This window comes from Pseudomonas sp. TE31087 (genome assembly GCF_057284075.1).
The window spans coordinates 3,988,622-4,013,093 of the sequence record NZ_JBXVNN010000001.1 but is presented as its reverse complement, the minus strand read 5'-3'; the positions used below and the strand labels follow the sequence as shown (position 1 = coordinate 4,013,093).

The following is a 24,472-nucleotide window of genomic DNA, read 5'->3' as shown; positions in this document are numbered from 1 at the left end:
GTCTCCCTCCATGAAGTGAATGCCTGCGCTCAGGCTATGCCGCGCATGGCCAAGGGGCTTGATCGGGGTCAATGCCGCTAGCTGATCGGCCCGGGCGCCTGCACCTGTTTCATCAGGTCGTCGTTCCAGCGGCCCTCGACCTGCACATGCGCGGCGGCGCCGAGCATCACCGCTTCGATCAGGTTGTGGTTGAGGTAGGTGTACAGCCCGGGCTGACGGAAGGTGTACAACGCCGCGCCTGCCGCGCCGCCTGGGATGAACCAGGTCTCCAGGTTGCGCTGCGGCGGGTTGGCGAACTTGCCCGAGGCCCAGACATAGTCGCCATGGCCGCCGATCAGGTGCGGGCGAGTGTCGCGGTTGGCCTGGGAATGAACGATCAACACGGTCTCGCCGACCTTGGCGGTGAGCGCCTGCTTGCCGGTCAGGGCGCCGACGCTGCCGTTGAACACCACATGGCTGGGCACCAGCCCCTTCATCAGCTGGCTCATGTCGCCGAAGCTGGCCATGGGGTTGGCGTAGCGCTTGTACTTGCCGTCCTTGTCGCGGGGGATGTAGTAGTCCTGCTCGCCGATGTACCAGACCTTGTCGTAGCGCAACGGCTGGCCCTCTGGGTCTTTCAGGCCGTCGCGGGGCAGGACCATGATCGCGCCGTTCATGCCGCACACCACATGCCAGGGAATCATCGCCCCGCCCGGTGCGCAGTGATACACGAACACCCCGGCACGGTCGGCCTTGAAGCGCAATATCACTTGCTCGCCGGGCTTCACGTGGGTCAGCTCGCCGCCGCCGAGGGCGCCGGTGGAGGCGTGGAAGTCGATGTTGTGCATCATGCTGTTGCTGGCCGGGTTGACCAGGGTGAGTTCCACGTAGTCACCCTCGTGCACCACCATCAGCGGGCCGGGTACCGAGCCGTTGAAGGTCATGGCGTGGATGTAGGCGCCGGCGGTGTCGATGGCCAGCTCCTTCTCTTCGATGACCATGCGGAACTCGACGATCCGCGGCTTGCCCTCGGCGCGCTGGGTGTGAGCGTGGACTTGCGGCGGCGCCACCAGTTCGACGCTGACGCGCTCCAGTTTTGCCAGGTCAACCGCCGGGTCCTGGCCCGGTACGGCGGTCGCGGCCTGTGCCAGGCCACTGCCAAGCGCCGAGGCGCCGACGCCCAGCAACACAGTACCGGCCAGCATGCCACGCCGGGTCAGGGACACGCCTTCTTGCTCATTCATGGGACTTCTCCTTAAGTCGACGAAAGCCGTCGGGCACAGGAATAGCCGCTTTGAATGTAGGGTTTATTGAGGGAGAACAAGAAGTGGGTGGGGTGGGCGATGTGTCGCAGGTGGGAAGCCGACGTTCAGGCTGCCATGTCGGCTCATTCTACGAAGGGTTGGAGATGGTTTCCTCGGTTCGTCAGCGGTAGAGTCTCTGTGGATAGATAATCATGGGGTAGCTAATGAATCCGAATCTCAATGAATTGAACATGGGTATCGAGTACGTTTCGAGGCACCCAGACGTGCCCTCGATTTACATCTATGCCAGTCGATTTGCCGTGGCCGAGAATCCGGAAGTCGGGTTCTGCGAGTATGAGATTCTTGGGTCGACGCCATTTGGCGCGCTGGAGAAGTTTGGAAACTACAGGCGGGTCAGGCTGAAAACGCTCACCGGACCTGTCCATATGGGCAGAATTTCGGTACAGCTTGTGGATGAACCAGGCACGAATAAAGTGAACGAAATGGGATCATGCACCATTCACATGAACCTGCCGCCAGTCAATAACGTGAAGGGCTAACAACCGACACGCTCAAGACAAAGACATCCATCATTGGCCCGTCTTTATGTCGGATCGTGTCCCAGGAAGTGGTGTAACTGAACCAGCCGAAGGCGCCCTGCGGGCGAAAGAGGATGGTCATCGTGGTTCTTGGCTAACGTTGAGTTTGCGGACTTAACCTTCACCAGAGAAACCACGATGACCAAGCCCACTATCGCATTGACCGAGTTGGTTGAGAAAGGGGCAGACGCTGATCTGCTCAAGCAAATGATCCAGTTCGTTGCCCAGCGCATGATGGAGTTCGATGTCGAAGGCCTGTGCGGGCGCCGGCTTCGATGTCAAAAGCCCAGAACGGACAAACAGCCGCAATGGCTACCGTGATCGCCTCTGGCAAACCCGCGCCGGTGACGTTGACCTGAAGATCCCGAAGCTGCGCCAGGGCAGCTACTTTCCTGGCTTTCTCGAGCCTCGACGTACCGCCGAGAAGGCCATGGCAGCGGTGATCCAGGAAGCTTACATTCAGGGCGTTTCAACGTGTTCGGTGGACGAGCTGGTCAAGGCCATGGGCATGACCGGCATCTCCAAAAGCCAAGTGTCACGGCTGGCTGGTGAGATCGATGAGCGCGTTCACGCCTTCCTTGACCGACCGCTTGAAGGCGACTGGCCTTATCTCTGGATAGATGCCACCTACGTCAAAGTGCGGGAGGCCGGGCGCATCGTCTCGGTCGCCGTAATAATCGCTGTGGCCGTGAACACCGATGGTGGCCGTGAAGTCCTGGGCATGCGTGTTGGCCCATCAGAAGCCGAGCCGTTCTGGACGGACTTCCTGCGAAGCCTGATGCGGCGTGGCTTACGTGGAGTGAAGTTGGTCATCTCCGATGCCCACGAGGGGCTCAAGGCGGCTGTCTCCAAGGTCTTCAACGCGACTTGGCAGCGCTGCCGCGTGCATTTCATGCGTAACGCCATGGCCCATGTCGGCAAGGGCCAGCGCACCATGGTGGCAGCGCTTCTGCGCACGGTTTTCGCCCAGGACAGCCGTGCCGAATGTCATCAGCAGTGGCGCCTGGTCGCCGATCAGTTGCGCGAAAAGTACCCCAAGATCGCGACGCTCATGGACGGCTGCGAGGATGAAGTGCTGGCGCACATGGCGTTTCCAAAAGCGCACCGTCAGCAGTTGCACAGCACCAATCCACTGGAACGGCTCAACGCTGAAATCAAACGTCGCACCGACGTCGTGGGCATCTTTCCCAACGACCCTGCAATCACACGGCTGGTAGGCGCGATGCTGCTGGAGCAGAACGACGAGTGGTGCCTGCAACGGCGGTATATGCAGTTGGAGGCCTTCGAGGCGGTCAGCGATAATCCACAGGCCAAGCTGTCGGCCGTGATCAACTAAACGGCAAACTCAGTGGTCAAGGCCATGATGAGTTACACCACTTCCCGGGACACGATCTTATGTCGCGCTGCAGGTTGCTTATTAGCGCTGGCTACCCTCGGAATCCGACGGAACGCCAAAACGAAAAAAACCGCCATAAGGCGGGTCTTTCGGGGGTTCCAGAGATAGTGAAAGCTTTCTATGGAACCTTGAATGGTGTGACAAAAAAGGTGACAAAAAAGGGGGCAGATTTATTTAATGGCATCAGTGGTTTGCCGCAGACATGAGTTGTAGTTTTTTGCTGGTTGGTCCTCATCAAAGGTGCGGCTTTACAACCCCCGCAAGAACGCGCCCGCTCAGATGTGCCTCCCCGATGCTGTGGATACCCTAGCAGCCGGTTCGTACCGGTTGATGTATCGCCAAATTGGCGATACGATTAAGCCATGTCTACCAAACATCGATTTCGCGACAAGTACCGAATCGAGCTAAGGGAAAGAGATCATCTCCCACCCCATGTCCACCTTACGGGAGGTGGAGTGGATGTGGTGATCAGTCTGGAGTCTGTGACGGTTACCCAAGGCAGAGCACCTGCCAAAGTGGTGCAAGAAGCCCTGGCTTGGGTCGCGGCCAATCAGGCCGATTTGTTGGAGGAGTGGATGAAATGGCATCGATGAAACGTCCCCGTCTCAAGGGTGTGCAGCCTCGATTGGGTGCCAGCCTTGAGCTTACTTTTACCAATGGTCAGCATTTCACCCTGGATATGAGTGATGCGCTCAAGACCTATCCGGGATTGGCGCCGCTGTCCAATCGTAAAGCGTTCGAAGGTGTCGTATTGGGCGACGGGGGATGGTCGGTGGAGTGGCCGGCGCTGGATATTCAGATTGGTGCGGATACCCTGCTGCTGGATGCGCTTGCCCAGAATGCCCCTGATGAAAATACCCGCGTTTTTATTTGTTGGCGTTTGCGGCATCGGATGACGCTTGACCAGGCTGCCGAAGCGCTGGGCGTCAGCGCCCGAAGCATCAGTCGCTATAGCAGTGGGCGTGAAGCGGTTCCGCGCACTTTGGCACTGGCATGCTTGGGGTGGGAGAGTTTGGAGCAGAAGGCCGCCTGATCGGGTGTTTTGAGTCCTGTCGGTGGGGGCTTGAGGTTTCCCTGTTGTGATCCGCGATTGCCGGGGCCGCTTTGCGGCCCATCGCGGCACAAGGCCGCTCCTACAGAAGACGCGGTGCGCTTGCGAACCTGATTCTCGGCGCGACATCGCAGCTCCGAAACATGAGCTAGCTCTGTGCCTACGGTCCGAGCTGCGCCCGTGCCTTGTGTGCCAAGGCCCTGTAGTCGTCGATGAAGTCTTGCCTGCAGTCATCCCCGTAGTTCTCGTGGAAACCCATTTGGAATGGCGCCACGCGAATCTCGGTGAATCTCTCATGCCATCCCCCGGCTTGGGTGATGAGGGTGTGGGGGAGAGCTGCATCGAACTGGTCAGCGGTGATATCCAGATTGTGCCCTTCGAGCCTCAGTCAGATATGCCGTTGCTCCGGATCTTCCTTCAGCTCGCCCATTACCACGTCGACGGTAATGCCCTCGTATTCCTCAGATAGAAACCACGCCACCAGCAAGCTTGCGTATTCACAGCAGCCTGTGGGGAACATTGAGAACAGGCGGAAGGCAAACCATTGGGGAGGGGGTTTCCGGAACGCTTTTGAGAACGCCATGGCCGAATGCACAACGCCTTGCTTAAGGCTGGGTAAATTCACCATCTGAGTCACCTCTCGTAGGCAAAACAAAAAAGGCCCACCTTTCGGTGAGCCTTTTGAGTACTACGAATGGTGCCGGCACCAGGAATCGAACCCGGGACCTACTGATTACAAGTCAGTTGCTCTACCATCTGAGCTATACCGGCACAGGGGCGTCATTATAGCGATGGATTTGCCGCTGTAAACCACTTCGTTGCATCCATCGCACATTCCCCTAAGTCACCGCGCACAAAGGAGAATTTTCCTACCATCCGCGGTGGATGGAGTTGACGCTTGGCTCGGGCTGGCCCGGGTTGAAGAACAGCTTGCCATTGTCGCAGCCGCGCTTGCGGCAGCTGCCGTCGGCGTTGTGCAGGGGCAGGCCGCGGTCGCCGCCCAGTTGCATGCCGGGCATGTTCCAGTTCAGCGGGGCGGGCTTGCTCGAAGGCGTGCCGCTGGCGCAGCCGGTCATGGCCAGGGCGAGGGTCAGCAGGGCGAAAGGCTTGGTGTGTTTCACGATGTTCGAGTCCGTTCCGGGATCAGTCTTTGTTCAGGATGCGCTGGATGGTGCCGCCGCAGGCCATGTAGCAGGAGTCGTAGTCATTGCCGCAACTGTAGCTGCTCCCCGTGTGGAAGGGGTAGCTCGGGTAGTGGCAACTGTGACGCGCTTCCTTCTTGCTCTTGCCGTTCTGGCAGTACTGGTAGGCCCTCATCTCGGCCTGGTACAGCGCACGTTCGCTGTTCTCCTGCAGGCGCGCCATCTGCTGGCAGTGGTTGCGCTCCGTCGAACAGCTGTTGATGCAATTCATGCCATGCGCGCTGGGCGGTGGCGAGTATCTATAGGTGTAGCTCGGGCCGCAGCCGGCCAGGGCCAAGGCCAGGCAGGCCAGCACGAGGGCGGCCAAACTGTTGTGGAAAAGTGCCATGGGTGTTGCAGTCCTTGATCATTCGTCGCTGAACTCCAGCAGATCGCCGGGCTGGCAGTTCAGGGCGCGACACAGCTTCTCCAGGGTCTCGATCTTGAAACCCTTGATCTTGCCGTTTTTCAGCAGCGACAGGTTCGCTTCCGTGATACCGATGATTTCCGCCAGGTCCTTGGAACGCATCTTGTTCCGGGCCATGACGACGTCGAGGCGGATGATTATCGGCATAGGAAGCAGTCAGACATAACAGTTGTGTTCATCGCTGATGGTCTTGGCGTCACGCATGAGCAGCGAGAAGGCACACAGCAGGATGCCTTTCATGATCTCGTAGACAGCCTGCGATGATACACCGATCGAGAAGCTGAAGCTCCTTTCGCCGGCCGGCAGGTCGATGGCCAGGGCCAGGCCCTGCAAGGTATAGGTCACCGGCCACAGCAACGGGGTGAAGATGCACAGCAGGCCGACCCACCAGAGCAGCTTGATATTGTCCGAGGTCCAGGTCTGGCCACGGGACAGCCGATGGAAGAACAGGCCGGTCAGGCAGAGGGCGATGACGGAAATCATCGTCGGGATCATGTCCACCACCAATACCAGGCCGATGGCCAGGGGGGATGCCTGGTAGCCGGGTTCCAGCAGCAGGGGCATCTGGTCGCCGTAGGCTTGCAGGTAGCCGTTGAGCATGTCGGGGAAATCGAAAATAAAAAGCAACGGGGTGATCGTCAGCTCGACGATCGCGGTTGTCCACGCCAGGTAGGCGGCGAATGCGCCGATGGTGCGTAGGCGCGAACGCGCATAGGCCACGGATCTACTGTTCATGGGGTGCCTCCGTACAGTGATGAACGGAGCGGATTATTCTTGAATAATTATCGTAAAACAATAATTAATTTTGTTATTTGGCCTGTGGCGACGGTTTGTCGCAGGAGGAGGGAGTAGGCATGGCACCGGCCTTGCCGGTGATCGCGGGGCTAGCCCGCTCCCACGCTGAGGAAGCTTGCCTACGCTATAGAGCAGTCGCAGGGTCATCCCTATAGGAACGGCTGTGGGGAATATAATTTACGAAGCTTTCAGCAGGCTTTAAGGGGATAAATCTGGAGGCACGCAATTTTTCGCGAGAAATATTTAGTCTTAGCCTATCGTTTTGACTTAATCGATCAGCTCAGCTAATCTTGTGTTCATTATGTTGAACAGTAAAGCTTTCAAGCTCCTCTCTTCCTCCCGCCTGGTTTCCCGTGAGCGTCACTGGACCGGCGACCTCTAGCGCCACCCTCCCTCTACAGCCGTAAACGTCTCTGTCTGGTGCCGATGCCTGTGCGCTCGGCTGCTGTCGCCCATGGGAGGGCATCATGCGTTCCTGGATCTACCTGATCGTCGCCATCACCTTCGAGGTGATCGGCACGGCGTCGATGAAACTCGCCGCCACCCATTTCCCCGTGCTGGGGCATGTCGTCATGTACGTCATGATCTGTCTGTCGTATTTCTTCCTGGCCCTGGCGGTCAAGCGTGTGCCGGTGGGTGTCGCCTACGCGCTGTGGGAGGGGTTCGGTATCGTGCTGATCACCTTGATCAGCGTGCTCTGGCTCGGCGAAAGCCTGGGCTGGACCAAGGCCCTGGGCCTGGCGGTGATGATCGCCGGCATCTTGCTGGTCAAGGCCGGCACCCGGGCCAAGGCTGTCGAACGTGAAGGGGAGGCCGTGCCATGCTGATGCCATTTGCCTGGCTGGGCCTGGCCATTGTGCTGGAAGTCCTGGCCAACCTGCTGCTCAAGTATTCCGACGGTTTCCGTCGCAAGGGCCTGGGCGTGGCCTCGATCCTCTGCGTGCTGGCGGCGTTCACCGCGCTGGCCCAGGCGGTGAAAGACATCGACCTGTCGCTGGCCTACGCGATCTGGGGTGGCTTCGGCATTCTCGCCACCGTGGCCATGGGGTGGGCCCTGTTCGGTCAGCGCCTGGCCGGGCGCGGCTGGCTCGGCCTGGTGCTGCTGCTGGTAGGCATGAGCTTGCTCAAACTGGCTTGACAACACCCCCGCCAAAGCGCTTGGCCGAATGGTTTATGCACAATGGGCATTGGCCGCTTGCGCGAAAGGCATGCCGGCCGGCGCTACCATCGGTCTTTGCGCAAAGTCCTGTTTTTACTGGCTTTGACGCCCATGGTGGAATAAGCAAAGCAGCGCAAATAGCCTCTGGATCCAAGATTTGGTGATTTTCATCACAAGCTTGTTCACAGAGTTATCCACAGGCTGTCAACCGTGCTGCGGCGCTGTGTCACGCTCGCCTAGCAGCAGCAGGTTGCGGGGCGTCAGCGGGTAATCGCAGAACACCCCGACACGCACCACGTAGCCTTGCTCCTGAAGGAACAGGGCGCGGTCGAGCACCAGCCACATTTCCAGGGGGCGGCGGAACAGATTGCGAACCAGCTCGAGGTTACGCACCTCGGCCAGGCGCCGCTGGCCGGCGGCTTCCAGGGTGGCCCAGTCGGGGTTGCCGTGGATCGTGACCTGCTTGAGCTCGGCCAGGTCGCGGCAGTATTGCTCGAAGGGCTTTACCAGCCAGCTGACCGGCAGCGATGGCGTGGGCAGGTAGTCGTCGATGCCACGTTGCTGGCGTTGCAGCAGGTCGAAACCAAGGCGGCGGGCCATTGAGGTGTCGCGCTGGCGGCGGGTGCGCAGGCTGGAGGTGACCGCCTCGCTCAGCGGCAGGCCCAGGTCTTCCTGGGTCAAGGCTAGCGCCGAGGCCCGGGCGGCGCCGGAGAGTGGCTGATAGGCCTTGCCCTGGATGCGGTTGTAGCAGCAGGGCGCAACGGCGATCTGCCGGCAACCCTGCTGGCTTGCCAGCTCTATGAGCCGGACATGCAGGTCGCCGCAGGCGTGCAGGGCGACCGCGCTCTTGTCGCCGTCCAGATGGCGGGCGCTGTCGGTGGCCATGACATCCTGGTGCACGTGGGTGGCGGGCAGGTGATGGTGCTCGCTCAGGGCCTTGCCGGCGCTGACCAGTTCAGCGTCGTACTCCAGGCAGGTCAGTTGCTGGTCGGTCTGCAACAGGCGACGGCCCAGGTGGCCTTTGCCGGAACACCAGTCGAGCCAGTGCCGGGCGGGTTGACTGAACGCCAGGCGACGGCTGAAGGCTTCGATCTGCTGCCACTTGCGGCCGGGGACACCGACATCGAGGCGGTGGCCGGCGGGATGCAGGCCGGCATCGGGCAGTTCGCCGACGGCGGACAGCTGCTCGGCTTCGGCGGCCAGTTGTGGGAAGGGGGCTGGGGCCTCAGGTGTGTCGTCGGGGGATTCGGCTTGCTCGAGCGTGCGCTGGCGCAGCCAATGGGACAGTACCGGGTGCTGGTCTTCCCACGCCAGGCGCAGGTGGGTGAACGGGCGTGGGTGCCACAGGGGCTGGTGCTGGGTGAGGAAGCGGTCGAGGGCCTGGAAGCGCTCGAAGAGCTGGTCGGTTTGCAGGATGGGGGGTGTGGTCATTCGAGCACCGGGGCGCTAGCGAGAGGGGCTGCTGCGCAGCCCATCGCGGCACAAGGCCGCTCCTACAGAGAGGGGGCCACGTGCGGCCCCGGGTTCAACGTCCCTGGCAGGCATCCACGCGCAGCCAGCGCTCCAGCACCTTGAAGCCCTGCACCAGCACGAACGAGATCAGCAGGTAGAACACCCCGGCGGCAAAGAAGATCTCCACCGGCAGGTAGGTCCGGGCAATGATGGTCCGCGCCATGCCGGTCAGTTCCAGCAGCGTCACGGTACTGGCCAGGGCGCTGGCCTTGAGCATCAGGATCACTTCGTTGCTGTAGGCCGGCAGGCCGATGCGCGTGGCGCGCGGCAGCATGATGTACAGCAGCGTCTTGCCCCGCGACATGCCCAGTGCCCGGGCCGCCTCGATCTCGCCCTTGGGGATCGCCTGCAGGGCGCCGCGCAGGATCTCGGCGATATAGGCGGCGGTGTGCAGGGTCATGGTCAGCACCGTGCACCAGAACGGATCGCGCAGGTACGGCCACAGCGAACTGTTGCGCACTGCGTCGAACTGGGCCAGGCCGTAGTAGACCAGGAACAACTGCACCAGCAGCGGCGTGCCGCGGAAGAAGAAGATGTAGCCGTAGGGCAGGGCGCGCACGTACCAGTGCCGCGAAGAGCGCGCCACACCCAGCGGAATGGCCAGGATCAGGCCGGCGATGACGGCGATGGCCACCAGCTCCAGGGTCAGGGTCGCGCCCTGGGCCAGGCGTGGCAGCCACTTGATGATGACTTCCCAGTTCATTTACTCGGCCCTCATGAAGCCGCGAGCGGCGCGCTTTTCCAGGAAGTGCATGCCGATCATCGCGATGATGGTCAGGCCCAGGTAGATGCAGGCGGCGACCGCGTAGAAGGTGAACGGCTCCTTGCTCACGGTCACGCCGATCTGCGCGTGGCGCATGATTTCTTCAAGGCCGATCACCGACACCAGCGCGGTGTCCTTCATCAGGATCATGAACAGGTTGCCCAGGCCCGGCAGGGCGATGCGCCACATCTGCGGGAGGATGATCCGCGAGAGGATGCGACCCTTGGACAGGCCCAGTGCCAGGCCCGCTTCACGGTGTCCCTTGGGGATGGCCAGGATCGCGCCGCGGAACACTTCCGTGGCGTAGGCGCCGAAGCACAGGCCGAGGGCGATCACCCCGGCGGTGAAGGCGCTGAGCTCCAGGCCCGGCATGTTCAGCAGCTCGCCCAGGCTGTTCATCAGTCCGACGGTGCCGAAGTAGATGAGCAGCACCCAGAGCAGTTCGGGTACGCCGCGCACCAGTGTGGAATAAGTGCCGCCAAGCCATTGCAAGGGCTTGACCGGCGAGGTCTTGGCCAGGGCGCCGAGCAGGCCCAGGACCAGCCCCAGCAGCAAGGCGCAGAGCGCCAGTTTTACGGTCATCAGGGTACCGGCCATCATGGCCGGGCCGAATCCGTGCAGGTCGATATTCATGGGTAAGTTTGTTCAAGGGACAGGCATCGCCAGGGCGGCGATGCCTGTCGGGGCGAATCAATAGATGCTGAACGGGAAGTACTTGTCGTTGATCTTCTTGTAGGTGCCGTCGGCGACAATTTCCTTCAGTGCGGCGTTGAGCTTGTTGCGCAGCTCATTGTCGCCTTTGCGCACGGCAATGCCGACCTTATCGCTTTCGTTCACCGGGTCGCCTTTGAACTCGTAGTTCTTGCCGGCTTCGGATTTCAGCCAGTCGTAGTTGGCGTACTTGTCGGCGAGGATGGCATCGACGCGGCCGGAGGTGAGGTCGAGGTAGGCATTTTCCTGGCCATCATACAGGTTGACCTTGAACTCGCCGTCCATGCCGCCGTTATCGTCCAGCCAGGTAGCCGCCTGGGTGGCGCGCTGGGTGCCGATGGTCTTGCCCTTGAGCGAAGCGCGGTCGGTCTTGAAGTCGACGTTTTTCGGTGCGATGAACTGCTGCTTGTTCGAGTAGTAGGGGTCGGTGAAGTCGACGGCCTGCTTGCGTTCGTCGGTGATCGACAGCGAGGAGATGATGAAGTCGGACTTCTTGGCGTTCAGCGCCGGGATGATGCCGTCCCAGTCGGAGACGGCCACTTCGCATTCGACCTTCATCTTGGCGCACAGGGCGTCACCGATATCCTTGTCGAAGCCGACCACCTGGCCGCTGGCATCCTTGTTGTTGAAGGGCGGGTAGGCCGCCTCGATGCCCATTTTCAGTTTCTCGGCTGCCATGGCATTGGCCGAGAACACCAGGGTGGCGGCAGCGGCCAGGAGGAATTTCTTGTAGGTCTGCATTCGTGTTGCTCCGTTAGCGGTGGCTGGACATGAATTGCTTGCAACGCGCCGAGGTCGGGTTCTCGAAGACCTGCTGCGGCGATCCCTGCTCTTCGACCAGGCCCTGGTGCAGGAAGACCACTTCACTGGACACCTGGCGGGCAAAGTTCATCTCGTGCGTCACCAGCAGCATGGTACGGCCTTCTTCGGCCAATGCGCGGATGACGTTAAGCACTTCCTGGACCATTTCCGGATCGAGCGCCGAGGTCGGCTCGTCGAACAGGATGACCTTGGGCTTCATGGCCAGGGTACGGGCGATGGCGGCACGCTGTTGCTGGCCACCGGAAAGCTGGGCGGGGTAGCTGTGGCGCTTGTCGAAGATGCCGACCTTGTTCAGCAGCGCCTCGGCGTGCTCGGTGGCCTCGGCCTTGCTCTGGCCGAGCACGCGGCGCGGCGCCTCGATGATGTTGTCGAGGATCGACATGTGCGGCCACAGGTTGAAATTCTGGAAGACGAAGCCGATCTCGCTGCGCAGGCGGTTGATCTGGCGGTTGTCGGCGGCGATCAGTTCGCCGTTTTTCTGCGCCTTGAGCTTGAGGGACTCGCCGGCGACGATGATTTCGCCCTGGTGCGGGTTCTCCAGCAGGTTGATGCAGCGCAGCAGGGTGGACTTGCCAGAGCCGGATGAGCCGAGGATGGAGATCACGTCACCGTCGCGCGCGGTCAGCGAAATGCCCTTGAGAATTTCCTGCTCGCCATAGCGTTTGTGCAGGTTGCGGATTTCCAGCGCGGGCGTGGCCTGGGCCATGTGCGGTCCTCATGTGTTCGGGTGCGTTCCCAGCTGTTGGCGGCCTTCCTGGCGAGCGCCACGCTAGCATAGCGGCGCAACGGCGGCCAACCGGGTCGCGGGGGGCTCGGGTCGCTGGTGGGACAGTTTGTCGCATCGCTGCAGTGGACTGTCGCCAGGATATCCGCATTGGCGTTCTGCCCAGCACCGGAGCTTTGATGAAAAAAGGCGCGATGGTGCCAGCTTTGTTCCTATCTGGGAAGCCGTTTTTGGCCGGGTGGCACTGTGTCGCGGGTTATGCGGGTTCGAGGTTGCGCCTTGAGGTTGCGCTTTGCCGTGTCCTGAATTTGTGCCAAGGTGTTACCGAGGGGCACCTTTGGTGCGTTTGTAAGTGGGTATTTCAGTAATCCCAACCTGGCATGGGGATTTGACGACCTTTCGGTCAAAGCTTGGCACAATGCCCTGCAAGCCGCGTCGTTCTTGGTTACAGAAACATTTCAGACGAAAGCCATTCTCAGCTGGCCCGCTTATTGCCATCCCGAAACCACTGAATGCAGCGACGCCCACTCACACCCCGGCGCGCTGGCCAGTCATTCGTGTAGTCCACCTCCTTACAAAGGTAGTTTTATGAGCGGTAACAATTCCAATGACCTCGCTCAGGGGCTCAAGCAACGGCATGTGACCATGCTGTCGATTGCCGGCGTGATCGGCGCCGGCCTGTTCGTCGGCTCCGGCCATGCCATCGCTGCCGCCGGCCCTGCCGTGCTGTTGGCCTACGCCGCCGCCGGTACCCTGGTGGTGCTGGTAATGCGCATGCTCGGCGAAATGGCGGTCGCCTCGCCTGACACCGGTTCCTTCTCCACCTACGCCGATCGCGCCATCGGGCGCTGGGCCGGTTTCACCATCGGTTGGCTGTACTGGTGGTTCTGGGTCCTGGTGATCCCGCTGGAGGCCAACGCCGCCGCCGCTATCCTGCATGCCTGGTTCCCGTCGGTGGACCTGTGGGCGTTCTCCCTGATCATTACCCTGGCGCTGACCGTCACCAACCTGTTCAGCGTGAAGAACTACGGTGAGTTCGAGTTCTGGTTCGCCCTGCTCAAGGTGCTGGCGATCATCGGCTTCATCGTCGTCGGTTGCGCGGCCATGTTCGGCATGGTGCCGAGCAGCCAGGTCAGCGGCATCAGCCACCTGTTCGATACCCAGGGCTTCATGCCCAACGGCCTGGGCGCGGTGCTGGCCGCGATGCTGACCACCATGTTCTCGTTCATGGGTACCGAGATCGTTACCATCGCCGCCGCCGAGTCGAAAGACCCGGGTCGCCAGATCAGCAAGGCCACCAACTCGGTGATCTGGCGTATCTGCCTGTTCTACCTGGTGTCGATCTTCCTGGTCGTGGCCATGGTGCCTTGGAACGATCCGACCCTCGCCGAGAAAGGTTCCTACCAGACCGTCCTCAGCCTGATCGGCGTGCCGAATGCCAAGCTGATCGTCGACATCGTCGTGCTGATCGCCGTGACCAGCTGCCTGAACTCGGCGCTGTACACCTCTTCGCGCATGCTGTTCTCCCTGAGCAAGCGTGGCGACGCCCCGGCCATCGCCCAGCGCACCACCAAGGCGGGCACCCCGCACTGGGCCGTGCTGCTCTCCACCGCCGCGGCCTTCCTGTGCGTGTTCGCCAACTTCCTGGCCCCGGCCGCGGTGTTCGAGTTCCTGCTGGCCAGCTCCGGCGCCATCGCCCTGCTGGTGTACCTGGTGATCGCCGTGTCGCAACTGCGCATGCGTGCCCAGCGTGAAGCCAAGGGCGAGAAGATCTCGTTCAAGATGTGGATGTTCCCGGGCCTGACCTGGGCGACCATCGCCTTCATCATTGCCATCCTGGTGGTGATGGCGCTGCGTGAAGACCACCGTGCCGAGATCATCGCCACGGCCATCCTGAGCATTGGTGTGGTGGCGGCTGGCCTGCTGCTGCACCGCAAGCGTGGCGCTGCTGCGCGGGTGGCGCTGGATAGCTGATCCGCTGGTGTGAAATGCAAAGGCCGCGTCCTGTGAGGGGCGCGGCCTTTTTGTTTGCCTGTGAGGCCCGCTCCCACAAGGATCGCACAAGCCTGAAAGGCGATAGGGAACCTGTGGGGGCGGGTTTACCCGCGAAGAGGCCGGCGCAAGTTGAGCGTCACTATCAGCCGAACTGCTTCTGCTGTTGCTGCTGCCTGGCCACGACCTCCGAGGCGGTGACATAGGCGTCCTGGAACTCGTCGCTCTCCAGCCAGGCCATGGTCGCATCCTCGTCGATGCCGTCGAGCCACGCGCGGTAGGCGGTGAACACCAGGACGATGTAGTCGGTGGCGTGTTCTTCCTTGTGGCCCTTGAGCACCAGCGCCAGCAGTGGGTCGACCAGGAATACCGAGATCATCGGCACCAGGCCGCCTTCCTGGGCTTCCTTCATTTTCACGAACAGGCTGTCGTAGCTGCCCGACTCCATGGCCTTGTTGAACACCTGCTCGACGCTGGCGCTGTCGCCGGCACTGGCCTTGACTGCCTGGCCGCTGCGCACCATGCGGTTCTGCTTGGCCTTGGTGGCGGCGCGCTTGGCGCGTTTCTGTTGTTTGGTGTTGGTGGCCATGGGGGCGGATCCTTGGACGACTGGTAAAGGCGCGTATTGAAGCGTAGTTGCCAGGGAAACCCAAGCAGGTATTCGAGATCGCCGGGGCGCTCTGCGCCCCTTTCGCGACATAAGGCCCGCAAAGCGGGCCCAGGATCTCAGAGGGTCTTGTTCGGCCCGATCATCCGCGCCAGGCCAAGGTTCTTCAGCGCCAGTTGCAGCGAGCTGTGGATAACCTGCGGGTTGTCATGGCTCATGGCGTCGGCCAGCAGTTCCCTGGCCTTGCTCAGGTTGATCTGGCGCAGCATCCACTTCACCTTCGGCAGGTTGGTGGCGTTCATCGACAGGCTGTCGAAGCCCATGGCCATCAGCAGGATCGCCGCGGCCGGGTCGCCGGCCATCTCACCGCAGATGCTCACCGGCTTGCCTTCCTCGTGGGCGACGCTGACCACGGTCTGCAACGCCTGCAGCACCGCCGGGTGCAGGTAGTCGTACAGGTCGGCGACCCGCGGGTTGTTGCGGTCGACCGCCAGCAGGTACTGGGTCAGGTCGTTGGAGCCGACCGAGAGGAAGTCGACCTGGCGCGCCAGCTCGCGGGTCTGGTACACGGCGGCGGGAATTTCCACCATCACCCCCACCGGCGGCATCGGCACGTCGGTGCCTTCGTCGCGCACCTCGCCCCAGGCGCGGTGGATCAGGTGCTGGGCTTCTTCCAGTTCGTGGATGCCGGAAATCATCGGCAGCAGGATGCGCAGGTTGTTCAGGCCCTCGCTGGCCTTGAGCATGGCGCGGGTCTGCACCAGGAAGATTTCCGGGTGATCGAGGGTGACGCGGATGCCGCGCCAACCGAGGAACGGGTTCTCTTCCTTGATCGGGAAGTACGACAGCGACTTGTCGCCGCCGATGTCGAGGCTGCGCATGGTTACCGGCAGCGGGTGGAACGCCTGCAGCTGCTCGCGGTAGATCGCCAGCTGTTCCTTCTCGCTGGGGAAGCGCTGGTTGATCATGAACGGCACTTCGGTGCGGTACAGGCCGACGCCCTCGGCGCCGCGCTGCTGGGCGCGGGCCACGTCGGCGAGCAGGCCGGTGTTGACCCACAGCGGCATGCGGTGGCCGTCCGGGGTGACGCACGGCAGTTCGCGCAGGGCGTCGAGGCCCTTGGCCAGTTCGCGCTCCTCCTCGACCACATCGCTGTATTGCTTGCGCAGCACTTCACCCGGGTTGGTGAACACCTCGCCCTTGTAGCCGTCGACGATCATCTCGATGCCGTCGGCCTTCGAATACGGCAGGTCGACCACACCCATGACGGTGGGGATACCCATCGCCCGGGCGAGGATCGCCACGTGGGAGTTGCCCGAGCCGAGTACCGAGACCAGGCCCACCAGCTTGCCTTCCGGCACCTCGCCGAGCATGGCGGGGGTCAGCTCCTCGCTGACCAGGATGGTGTTGTCCTCATAGACCAGCGACTGCGAGCGGGCCTCCTGGAGATACGCCAGCAGGCGCCGGCCCAGGTCCTTGACGTCCGAGGCACGCTCGCGCAGGTAGTCGTCGTCCATCAGCTCGAAGCGGTTGACGTGCTCGCCGACCACCTGGCGCAGGGCACCCTGGGCCCACTGGCCGGTCTTGATGACCTCGACCACCTCGCCACCGAGGGCGGCGTCCTCGAGCATCATCAGGTAGACGTCGAACAATGCGCGCTCTTCGGGGCGCAGCTGGGTGGCGAGCTTGGCCGACAGCTTGCGCATGTCCTCGCGCACGCCTTCGAGGGCGTTGTTGAACAGCTTGAGTTCGGTGTCTATGTCTTCGACGGTGCGATCCGGCACCACCTCGAGGTCGGCGGGCGGCAGCATCACCACCGAGCGGCCGACGGCAGCGCCCGGGGAGCCCGGCACGCCGACGAAGCGGGCTTCCTGGATACCCTTGCCCTGGCGGCCCAGGCCGCGGATCGAGCCGGTGGCCTCGGCGTGGGCGATAACCCCGGCGAGCTGGGCGCTCATGGTGACCAGGAAAGCTTCTTCGCCTTCGTCGAACTGGCGGCGCTCCTTCTGCTGGATGACCAGTACCCCCACCACGCGACGGTGGTGGATGATCGGCGCACCAAGGAAGGAGGCGAATTTCTCTTCGCCGGTCTCGGCGAAGTAGCGGTAGCGGGGGTGGTCGGCGGCGTTCTCGAGGTTCAACGGCTCCTCGCGGGTGCCGACCAGGCCGACCAGGCCCTCGTTGGGGGCCATGCTGACCTTGCCGATGGAGCGCTTGTTCAGGCCCTCGGAGGCCATCAGCACGAAGCGGTTGCTGTCCGGGTCGAGCAGGTAGACCGAGCAGACCTGGCTGCCCATCGCCTCCTTGACGCGCAAGACAATGATACCCAACGCCGTCTTGAGATCTTTGGCGGAGTTCACTTCCTGGACGATCTTGCGCAGCGTATTGAGCATGGCTCGGGGTCGGACTCCGTCGTCAGTCGCGCGTCAGCAGGCGCGGGGCTAGCTCTTTCAGGGCGCGACGGTATACCTCGCGCTTGAATGTCACCACCTGGCCCAGCGGATACCAGTAGCTGACCCAGCGCCAGCCATCGAATTCCGGTTTGCCGGTGAGGTCCATGCGCACCCGTTGCTCATTGCTCACCAGGCGCAGCAGGAACCACTTCTGTTTCTGGCCGATGCACAGCGGCTGGCTGTGGGTGCGCACCAGGCGCTGGGGTAAACGATAACGCAACCAGCCACGGGTGCAGGCAAGAATTTCCACGTCCTGGCGTTCCAGGCCCACTTCTTCGTTCAGCTCGCGGTACAGGGCATCTTCCGGCGTCTCGTCAGGGTTGATGCCACCCTGGGGGAACTGCCAGGCATCCTGGTTGATCCGCCGAGCCCATAGCACCTGCCCGGCATCATTCGTGAGAATGATCCCGACATTGGGGCGAAAACCATCCGGGTCGATCACGGCAGCAACCTCGCAAACGCATGTCACCGCATTGTTCCACAAAGCCTGAGCGCGCAGCAACGCGCCCGCCAAGCTTATGTGCAGCGAGGTGAAAACTCCGTATTCTGCGGGGCTCTTCCGTGGCTGATGCGAGTGACCGCGATGCGCCTGGCTTTATTCGACCTGGACAATACCCTCCTCGGTGGCGACAGCGACCACGCCTGGGGTGACTACCTGTGCGAGCGGGGCATTCTCGACCCGGTCGCCTACAAGCAACGCAACGACGCCTTCTACCAGGACTACCTCAACGGCACCCTGGACATGCAGGCCTACCTGGCCTTCTCCATGGAGATCCTCGCGTCCAGCGAACCTGCGCAGCTGGAGCAATGGCACCGAGAGTTCATGCGCGACTGCATCGAGCCGATCATCCTGCCCAGGGCCCTGGCGTTGCTGCAGCAGCACCGCGAGGCGGGCGACCAGCTGGTGATCATCACCGCCACCAACCGCTTCGTCACCGCGCCGATCGCCCGCCGCCTGGGCGTGCGCGTGCTGCTGGCGACCGAATGCGAAGCGCAGGACGGGCGCTATACCGGGCGCAGTACCGATATACCCTGTTTCCGTGAAGGCAAGGTGACGCGGCTGAACCGCTGGATGCTGGAGAACGGCTTTGACCTGGAGGACAGCTACTTCTATAGCGATTCGCTGAACGATGTGCCGTTGCTGGAGGTGGTGGCGAACCCGGTGGCGGTGGATCCGGATCCGAGGCTGCGGGCGGAGGCCGAGCGGCGGGGGTGGCCGGTCGTTTCGTTGCGCGATTGAAGGCCTGATCGCGGGGCAAGCCCGCTCCCACGATCTGAATTGCTTCCGGGTGTTGGATCAATGTCCAATATCTTGGGTGCAACTTGATCTGGCGTGGGAGCGGGCTTGCCCCGCGATGCTTCAGACCGGCTTGGCGCCCATCAGGCCCGCGATGGACAGGAAGCAGACGCCACTGAACACCGCCAATGCCAAGGTGAACTTCAAACCCACGGTTTCAGCCTTGCGCAGCCGGTTCAGGCGTACCACCAGCCACCACACGGCAAGCGCGCCAAGCGTATAGATGACGCTGGACGCCAGTACCCAGGTCTGCCCCAGCGGCCAGCCGACCAGGTGCACCAGCCACCAGCCGGTGAACGGCATGCTCACCAGGCACAGCCCCATCAGCAGCCAGACGAACACCAGCGGTCGGCGCAACAGTTTGCCGTAGGCCTCGGCATCGCCCTGGCGGCGGGCGCGGACAGTCCAGGTCGCCAGGCCCAGGCCGCCCAGCAGCAACAGGGCAGTGGCGAGGATGTGCAGGGTCTTGAGGGTGGTCAGGTGTTCCATGTCTTCATCGTCCTTCAGCAGGGTAATTCGCGCCCGTCTCTTCGCGGGTAAACCCGCTCCCACAGGTGACGCGCCAACCTTGTGGGAGCGGGTTTACCCGCGAAGGACCATACGCCCAGCTTAGTCAGTTAACCCAAGAACAGCCGGTAAGCCGGGTTCTCGGTCTCGTCCCAGTACGGATAGCCGATCTTGGCCAGCGCCGCCGGCACCAGGTGGCGCTCGTCCTCCGGCACCTGCAGGCCCGCGACCACCCGGCCATCGGCGGCGCCGTGGTTGCGGTAGTGGAACATCGAGATGTTCCAGCGCCCACCCAGCTTGTTGAGGAAGTTGAACAGCGCACCCGGCCGCTCGGGGAACTCGAAGCGCAGCACCATCTCGTCGCTGGCCCCGGCCGAGTGGCCGCCGACCATGTGGCGGATGTGCAGCTTGGCCAGTTCGTTGTCGGTCAGGTCGGTAACCGGGAAGCCTTGCTCGATCAACTGCTGGACCAACACCGCGCGCGGGTCGGTTTCCGGGTGGGTCTGCACGCCGACGAAGATATGCGCCTCGTCCGAGGTGTGCTTGCGGTAGTTGAATTCGGTGATCTGGCGCTTGCCGATGGCTTCGCAGAAGGCCTTGAAGCTGCCCGGACGCTCCGGGATGGTCACGGCGATGATCGCCTCGCGCTTCTCGCCCAGTTCAGCGCGCTCGGCCACATGGCGCAGGCGGTCGAAATTGACGTTGGCGCCCGAGTCGATGGCCACCAGGGTCTGCCCGGCGACGCCCTTGAGCTCGACGTACTTCTTGATGCCGGCTACGCCCAGCGCGCCGGCAGGTTCGGTGATCGAGCGGGTATCGTCGTAGATATCCTTGATCGCTGCACAGATTTCGTCGGTGCTGACGGTGATCACCTCGTCCACATGGTGACGGCAGATGTCGAAGGTATGCTGGCCGATCTGCGCCACCGCCACGCCATCGGCGAACAGCCCGACCTGTGGCAGCACCACGCGCTCACCCGCGGCCATGGCCGCCTGCAGGCAGTTGGAGTCGTCCGGCTCGACGCCGATCACCTTGATCTCGGGGCGCAGGTATTTCACGTACGCGGCGATGCCAGCGATCAGCCCGCCGCCGCCGACCGGCACGAAGATCGCGTCCAGCTGGCCCGGGTGCTGGCGCAGGATTTCCATGGCCACCGTGCCTTGCCCGGCAATGGTGTGCGGATCGTCGTAGGGATGGATGTAGACGAAGCCCTTTTCCTCCACCAGCTTCAGCGAGTAGGCCAGCGCCTCGGGGAAGGTGTCACCGTGCAGCACCACCTTGCCGCCCCGGGAGCGCACGCCTTCGATCTTGATCTCCGGGGTGGTCTTGGGCATGACGATGGTCGCCTTGATCCCCAGCTCCCGCGCTGCCAGGGCCAGGCCCTGGGCGTGGTTGCCGGCGGAGGCGGTGACCACGCCGCGGGCCAGTTCTTCGGCGCTCAGTTGCGCCAGCTTGTTGTAGGCCCCGCGAATCTTGAACGAGAACACCGGCTGCAGGTCCTCGCGCTTGAGCAGCACCGTGTTGCCCAGGCGCTTGCTCAACTGCCCGGCGCTGTGCAGCGGGGTTTCGACGGCAACGTCGTAGACGCGCGAGGTGAGGATCTTCTTGACGTACTGTTCGAGCATCGGAAAGCATCACTGGGCCGCGGGACAAGGGCTGGGAGTCTACCGCAGCGTCACGTCGGGCGACCACAGCAAAGCCGTGGGAGCCGTTATACTAGGCAACTTTGAAATCCGCCCAGCCCCTCCCGGAGCCCGCATGACCCAGGACCAACTCAAACAGGCCGTCGCCCAGGCCGCCGTCGATCTCATCCTGCCGAAACTGGATGAGAAAAGCGTCGTCGGCGTCGGTACCGGTTCGACCGCCAACTTCTTCATCGACGCCCTGGCCCAGCACAAGACCGCCTTCGACGGCGCCGTCGCCAGCTCCGAGGCCACCGCCCAGCGCCTGAAGGGCCATGGCATCCCGGTCTACGAGCTGAACAGCGTCAGCGAGCTGGAGTTCTACGTCGACGGCGCCGACGAGAGCGACGCCCACCTCAACCTGATCAAGGGCGGCGGCGCGGCCCTGACCCGCGAGAAGATCGTCGCGGCGGTGGCCAAGACCTTCATCTGCATCGCCGACGCCAGCAAGCTGGTGCCGGTACTGGGCGCCTTCCCGCTGCCGGTCGAGGTGATTCCGATGGCCCGCAGCCATGTCGCGCGCCAGCTGGTCAAGCTGGGCGGCGACCCGGTCTACCGTGAAGGCGTGGTGACCGACAACGGCAACGTCATCCTGGATGTGCACAACCTGCAGATCACCAACCCGGTGGAGCTGGAGAGCCAGATCAACGCCATCGTCGGCGTGGTCACCAATGGCCTGTTCGCGGCGCGTCCGGCGGATGTGCTGCTGCTGGGGACCGCTGAAGGCGTGAAGACCCTCAAGGCCGAGTAAGCCTCATCGCGGGGCAAGCCCGCTCCCACGGTGGGAGCGGGCTTGCCCCGCGATAGCGCCAGCCCAGGCAATCAATCAGCCGGCTGCTTGAACACATAGAACAGGTTCGGCTCGCTGACCAGGTAGATGGTCCCGGCGTCATCCATCGCAATCCCCTCCGCCTGCGGCACTGTCTGCTTCAAACCCTGAGACCCCTTGCGCAGCGACAGCGTACTCAGCGGTTTGCCCTTCACATCCAGCTCCAGCACCAGCCGCGACTCGTCCGACAGCGCCAGCAGGTGCCCGCTGCGCTCATCGAACTGCAGGCTCGACAAGTCCCTCACGAACAGCCGCCGGTCACGCTTGCGATCCTGCACCACATGCACGGCATAGGGTTTGTCGGGGTTGTCATGGGGAAAACCATGCACCTCGTAGATCATCATCGGGTCCCGTTCCTTGGCCACGAACAGGCGCTTGCCCGCCGAGTCGTAGGCCAGCCCCTCGAAACCCTTGTTGCCATTGAGGCCGATGCCCAGGGACAGCTGCTCGGCATCGCTGGCGTCGAGGAACAGGGTGTCATCGTCAAGACGCACGCGAATCAGCCGCTGCTGGCGCTCGTCGGTGATCACGTAGCTGTTGGGCCCTACATACTCCACCGCCTCGGGGTCGCCGAAGCCGGTCAGTGGAACACGGCGCAGGATGCGGCCGTCCAGCGACAGCTCGATCAGCTCCGAGCGGGCATTGGTGACGGTGAACAGGCTCTTGCGGTCGGGATCGTAGGTCAGCGCCGAGATGTCATCGTCCAGCCCGACGATGGGCTGCGCTTCGATCGCCACCTGGTAGCGATCCAGGCCGATGCTCTGCTCGGCCGGCTGCCACCAGGTCTTGAGGTTGAACCAGCCGCGCTCGAACAGGCGGAACTCATGCCCGGCGGCGCCCAGGACAAGCAGGGCGACAAGCACGATGAAGGCGAAGATCAGGCGAAGGTGGCGGCGCATGCGGTCGGACTCGGCGAAAGGAGCACGTATCTAACCACTATCAACTGAAGCAAAGCTTAATGCCACCATCAGAAATATCTGATCGATCAGTGCTTTTTGAAGCGATAGAACAGGTTGGGCTCGCTGACGATGTACAGGTTGCCCTGGTCATCCATTGCCACCCCTTCTGCCCGGGGAATGGTGTCAGCCAGGCCATTGAAGCCGCCCAGCAAGGTCATGAAACTGACCTGCTCACCCTTCTCGTCCAGCTCGAGCAGCATGTTGGAGTCCGCCGACAAAGCCAGCAGGTGCCCGGTGCGCGGGTCGATGCCCAGCGCGGACAGGTTGCGCAGGTCCAGTTCGTCACTGGGCAGCGGTTGCTTGTCGCCCTTGAGCGGGCCGTGGCCATCGGTGCTCCAGATGAACATCTTCGGTGACCGCTCGGCACCAATGATCAGTCGCTGCCGGATCAGGTCCCAGGCAATGGCCTCGAAGCCCTTGTTGCCATCCTCCGTATCGCCCAGGTCGTAGGGCTGGTAGTCGGCGCGGTTCAGCGATGTCGTGGCGGCATCCACCTTGACCAGTGTCAGGTCATGGTTGCGCTCGTCGACAATGGCGATCTGGCCGTTCTCGAGTACCGCCACGCCTTCCGGATTGGACCAGCCCAGCAGCGGGATCTTGCGCAGCACGTCACCGTCGAGGTTGAGTTCGACCAGGAACGGGTGCTTGCCCATGACCGCGAACAAGGTACGGGTGTGCGGATTGAACGCCAGGTCCGACGCCTCGTCACGCTCCATCCCCGGCAACGGTTTGGCATCGATGTCGGCCACGTAATCCGGCAGCCAGATGCTTTCCTGGCGCTCGGTCTGGCTTTCGAAGCCTTCCTTTATCCACAGCAGGCCACGGTCATCCCAGTGCATGGCTACCACCAGGCCATAGGCGATGATCGCCAGCGCAAGCAGCCACAGCGACCAGCGGGTGATCAGGCGTCGCTTTGGCGGAAGGGATGCGCTGGAAGGATTGGTCATCGAATGGAGATCCTGAAAGTAGGCGGCAGCGTGGTCGCCACTGTCGGCAAATGAAGGTTAATAGACGAATTATCCGGATCAATTGTGAAAAAAACGACAAATCCCACCGGCACAAGCAGCGACGACGGCATTGCACCGTCGTCGCCCGGAGTCAAAGCACCCGGCCTTCGAACCGGCTTGCACCGGGAAGTTCCAGCACCAGCTCATCGCCGACATTGAACGGCCCCACGCCCGCCGGGGTGCCAGTGAGGATGACATCGCCTGCCTGCAGGGAGAAGTGCGCCGCGATGTGCTGGATCATCGGCACGATCGGGTTGAGCATTAGCGCGCTGTTGCCGTCCTGGCGCACCTCGCCGTTGATGGTCAGGCGAATGCCGATATCGGTCAGGTCCTCGAAGGTATCGGCTGACACGAACGGCGGCAGCACGCAGGCACCATCGAAGCACTTGGCCAGTTCCCAGGGCAGGCCCTTTTCCTTCAGCTTCGCCTGCACATCGCGCAGAGTGAGGTCCAGCGCCGGGGCAAAGCCGGAGATGGCGTCGAGCACCTCTTCCTCGGAAGGGTGGGTGGACAGGGGCTTGCCCAGCAGCACGGCAATCTCCGCCTCGTAATGTACCGAGCCACGCTCGGTCGGAATCTTGAAGCCGCCTTCCAGGGGCACCACGCAGCTGCCGGGCTTGATGAACAGCAGCGGCTCGCTGGGGATGGGGTTGTCCAGTTCCTTGGCATGCTCGGCGTAGTTGCGGCCGATGCATACCACCTTGCCCAGCGGGAAGTGGATGCGCGTGCCGTCTACGTACTGGTGCTGGTAACTCATGGCCGACTCCTGTGAATAC

General features: G+C 62.5%; 27 protein-coding genes, 1 tRNA gene and 1 pseudogene. 9 read left to right on the top strand and 20 right to left on the bottom strand.

Annotated elements, in window-relative coordinates; genetic code table 11:
• Positions 1–77: 77 nt before the first annotated feature.
• Complete coding sequence (gene nirK / locus ACZ899_RS18075; protein WP_234563085.1) at positions 78–1,223, bottom strand: copper-containing nitrite reductase; 1,146 nt, start codon at positions 1,221–1,223, stop codon at positions 78–80.
• A 224-nt stretch (positions 1,224–1,447) separates the two neighbouring features.
• Here nirK and ACZ899_RS18070 point away from each other — a divergent pair, with 224 nt between their 5' ends.
• From ACZ899_RS18070 to ACZ899_RS18055, 4 genes and pseudogenes are all read left to right on the top strand, one after another.
• Positions 1,448–1,783, top strand: a complete 336-nt coding sequence (locus ACZ899_RS18070) for a hypothetical protein (RefSeq protein ID WP_234563084.1) — start codon at positions 1,448–1,450, stop codon at positions 1,781–1,783.
• Positions 1,784–1,960: 177 nt separating this feature from the next.
• Positions 1,961–3,158, top strand: a pseudogene (locus tag ACZ899_RS18065) (IS256 family transposase).
• 422 nt (positions 3,159–3,580) lie between these two features.
• Entirely contained in the window at positions 3,581–3,811 is a 231-nt protein-coding gene (locus ACZ899_RS18060; protein ID WP_234562349.1) for a DUF4160 domain-containing protein, read from the top strand.
• Positions 3,799–4,251, top strand: coding sequence for a DUF2442 domain-containing protein (locus ACZ899_RS18055; protein WP_234562348.1), 453 nt, complete (start codon positions 3,799–3,801; stop codon positions 4,249–4,251). Before ACZ899_RS18060 ends, ACZ899_RS18055 begins: the two co-directional genes overlap by 13 nt.
• Before the next feature lie 406 nt (positions 4,252–4,657).
• On the opposite strand, the gene ACZ899_RS18050 is transcribed toward ACZ899_RS18055, so the two are convergent.
• The 6 genes from ACZ899_RS18050 to ACZ899_RS18025 form a co-directional block, all read right to left on the bottom strand.
• Complete coding sequence (locus ACZ899_RS18050; protein WP_234562347.1) at positions 4,658–4,897, bottom strand: hypothetical protein; 240 nt, start codon at positions 4,895–4,897, stop codon at positions 4,658–4,660.
• A gap of 67 nt (positions 4,898–4,964) precedes the next feature.
• Positions 4,965–5,040: transfer RNA gene (locus ACZ899_RS18045), tRNA-Thr, on the bottom strand.
• Positions 5,041–5,138: 98 nt separating this feature from the next.
• Positions 5,139–5,390 carry a hypothetical protein gene (locus tag ACZ899_RS18040; RefSeq protein WP_028688480.1) on the bottom strand — a complete coding sequence of 84 codons (252 nt, stop codon included), beginning with the start codon at positions 5,388–5,390 and terminating at the stop codon, positions 5,139–5,141.
• A 22-nt stretch (positions 5,391–5,412) separates the two neighbouring features.
• The gene (locus ACZ899_RS18035; protein ID WP_203648624.1) at positions 5,413–5,799 is read right to left on the bottom strand and encodes a hypothetical protein; all 387 of its coding nucleotides are present in this window, start codon (positions 5,797–5,799) and stop codon (positions 5,413–5,415) included.
• An 18-nt stretch (positions 5,800–5,817) separates the two neighbouring features.
• Positions 5,818–6,024: a helix-turn-helix domain-containing protein gene (locus tag ACZ899_RS18030; protein ID WP_023629980.1), complete on the bottom strand. Its 207-nt coding sequence runs from the start codon at positions 6,022–6,024 to the stop codon at positions 5,818–5,820.
• Between the two features lie 9 nt (positions 6,025–6,033).
• Positions 6,034–6,612, bottom strand: coding sequence for a hypothetical protein (locus tag ACZ899_RS18025; protein ID WP_203648623.1), 579 nt, complete (start codon positions 6,610–6,612; stop codon positions 6,034–6,036).
• Between the two features lie 527 nt (positions 6,613–7,139).
• Here ACZ899_RS18025 and ACZ899_RS18020 point away from each other — a divergent pair.
• A complete protein-coding gene (locus ACZ899_RS18020) occupies positions 7,140–7,499 on the top strand; it encodes an SMR family transporter (RefSeq protein ID WP_234562346.1) in 360 nt (119 codons plus the stop codon).
• Positions 7,493–7,810, top strand: coding sequence for a multidrug/spermidine efflux SMR transporter subunit MdtI (mdtI, locus tag ACZ899_RS18015; protein ID WP_050703396.1), 318 nt, complete (start codon positions 7,493–7,495; stop codon positions 7,808–7,810). The genes ACZ899_RS18020 and mdtI overlap by 7 nt, the downstream gene beginning before the upstream one ends.
• Before the next feature lie 225 nt (positions 7,811–8,035).
• Here mdtI and ACZ899_RS18010 read toward each other — a convergent pair whose 3' ends face one another.
• From ACZ899_RS18010 to ACZ899_RS17990, 5 genes are all read right to left on the bottom strand, one after another.
• On the bottom strand, positions 8,036–9,262 hold the full coding sequence (locus tag ACZ899_RS18010) for a methyltransferase (protein WP_234562345.1): 1,227 nt from the start codon (positions 9,260–9,262) through the stop codon (positions 8,036–8,038).
• Positions 9,263–9,356: 94 nt separating this feature from the next.
• Positions 9,357–10,046, bottom strand: a complete 690-nt coding sequence (locus ACZ899_RS18005; RefSeq protein ID WP_232854873.1) for an ABC transporter permease — start codon at positions 10,044–10,046, stop codon at positions 9,357–9,359.
• Entirely contained in the window at positions 10,047–10,739 is a 693-nt protein-coding gene (locus ACZ899_RS18000) for an ABC transporter permease (protein ID WP_203648618.1), read from the bottom strand.
• A gap of 57 nt (positions 10,740–10,796) precedes the next feature.
• Positions 10,797–11,558, bottom strand: coding sequence for an ABC transporter substrate-binding protein (locus ACZ899_RS17995; protein WP_110734354.1), 762 nt, complete (start codon positions 11,556–11,558; stop codon positions 10,797–10,799).
• A gap of 13 nt (positions 11,559–11,571) precedes the next feature.
• Positions 11,572–12,345 carry an ABC transporter ATP-binding protein gene (locus ACZ899_RS17990; RefSeq protein WP_234562344.1) on the bottom strand — a complete coding sequence of 258 codons (774 nt, stop codon included), beginning with the start codon at positions 12,343–12,345 and terminating at the stop codon, positions 11,572–11,574.
• Positions 12,346–12,951: 606 nt separating this feature from the next.
• On the opposite strand from ACZ899_RS17990, the gene gabP reads away from it, so the two are divergent.
• Positions 12,952–14,337: a GABA permease gene (gene gabP / locus ACZ899_RS17985; protein WP_203648614.1), complete on the top strand. Its 1,386-nt coding sequence runs from the start codon at positions 12,952–12,954 to the stop codon at positions 14,335–14,337.
• Between the two features lie 163 nt (positions 14,338–14,500).
• Here the strand turns inward: gabP and ACZ899_RS17980 are convergent, their stop codons facing one another.
• The 3 genes from ACZ899_RS17980 to ACZ899_RS17970 form a co-directional block, all read right to left on the bottom strand.
• Positions 14,501–14,944 carry a hypothetical protein gene (locus tag ACZ899_RS17980; RefSeq protein WP_203648604.1) on the bottom strand — a complete coding sequence of 148 codons (444 nt, stop codon included), beginning with the start codon at positions 14,942–14,944 and terminating at the stop codon, positions 14,501–14,503.
• 137 nt (positions 14,945–15,081) lie between these two features.
• Positions 15,082–17,355, bottom strand: a complete 2,274-nt coding sequence (gene ptsP / locus ACZ899_RS17975; protein ID WP_232854875.1) for a phosphoenolpyruvate--protein phosphotransferase — start codon at positions 17,353–17,355, stop codon at positions 15,082–15,084.
• Between the two features lie 22 nt (positions 17,356–17,377).
• Positions 17,378–17,857 (bottom strand): RNA pyrophosphohydrolase, encoded by a 480-nt coding sequence (locus ACZ899_RS17970; protein ID WP_028688498.1) that lies wholly within the window; start codon positions 17,855–17,857, stop codon positions 17,378–17,380.
• A 141-nt stretch (positions 17,858–17,998) separates the two neighbouring features.
• On the opposite strand from ACZ899_RS17970, the gene ACZ899_RS17965 reads away from it, so the two are divergent.
• Entirely contained in the window at positions 17,999–18,655 is a 657-nt protein-coding gene (locus ACZ899_RS17965; RefSeq protein ID WP_234562343.1) for a histidinol-phosphatase, read from the top strand.
• A 120-nt stretch (positions 18,656–18,775) separates the two neighbouring features.
• Here the strand turns inward: ACZ899_RS17965 and ACZ899_RS17960 are convergent, their stop codons facing one another.
• Together ACZ899_RS17960 and ilvA are read right to left on the bottom strand one after the other, a co-directional pair.
• Positions 18,776–19,201: a DUF2269 family protein gene (locus ACZ899_RS17960; RefSeq protein ID WP_234562342.1), complete on the bottom strand. Its 426-nt coding sequence runs from the start codon at positions 19,199–19,201 to the stop codon at positions 18,776–18,778.
• 128 nt (positions 19,202–19,329) lie between these two features.
• Positions 19,330–20,844, bottom strand: coding sequence for a threonine ammonia-lyase, biosynthetic (gene ilvA / locus ACZ899_RS17955; RefSeq protein WP_203648598.1), 1,515 nt, complete (start codon positions 20,842–20,844; stop codon positions 19,330–19,332).
• Between the two features lie 133 nt (positions 20,845–20,977).
• On the opposite strand from ilvA, the gene rpiA reads away from it, so the two are divergent.
• Positions 20,978–21,652 (top strand): ribose-5-phosphate isomerase RpiA, encoded by a 675-nt coding sequence (gene rpiA / locus ACZ899_RS17950; RefSeq protein ID WP_011536226.1) that lies wholly within the window; start codon positions 20,978–20,980, stop codon positions 21,650–21,652.
• Positions 21,653–21,723: 71 nt separating this feature from the next.
• On the opposite strand, the gene ACZ899_RS17945 is transcribed toward rpiA, so the two are convergent.
• The 3 genes from ACZ899_RS17945 to ACZ899_RS17935 all read right to left on the bottom strand — a co-directional run bounded on the left by ACZ899_RS17945 (position 21,724) and on the right by ACZ899_RS17935 (position 24,453).
• Positions 21,724–22,629, bottom strand: coding sequence for an SdiA-regulated domain-containing protein (locus ACZ899_RS17945; RefSeq protein WP_234562341.1), 906 nt, complete (start codon positions 22,627–22,629; stop codon positions 21,724–21,726).
• Between the two features lie 86 nt (positions 22,630–22,715).
• Positions 22,716–23,636 carry an SdiA-regulated domain-containing protein gene (locus ACZ899_RS17940; RefSeq protein WP_234562340.1) on the bottom strand — a complete coding sequence of 307 codons (921 nt, stop codon included), beginning with the start codon at positions 23,634–23,636 and terminating at the stop codon, positions 22,716–22,718.
• A gap of 151 nt (positions 23,637–23,787) precedes the next feature.
• Positions 23,788–24,453 (bottom strand): fumarylacetoacetate hydrolase family protein, encoded by a 666-nt coding sequence (locus ACZ899_RS17935; protein ID WP_203648592.1) that lies wholly within the window; start codon positions 24,451–24,453, stop codon positions 23,788–23,790.
• Positions 24,454–24,472: the final 19 nt, after the last annotated feature.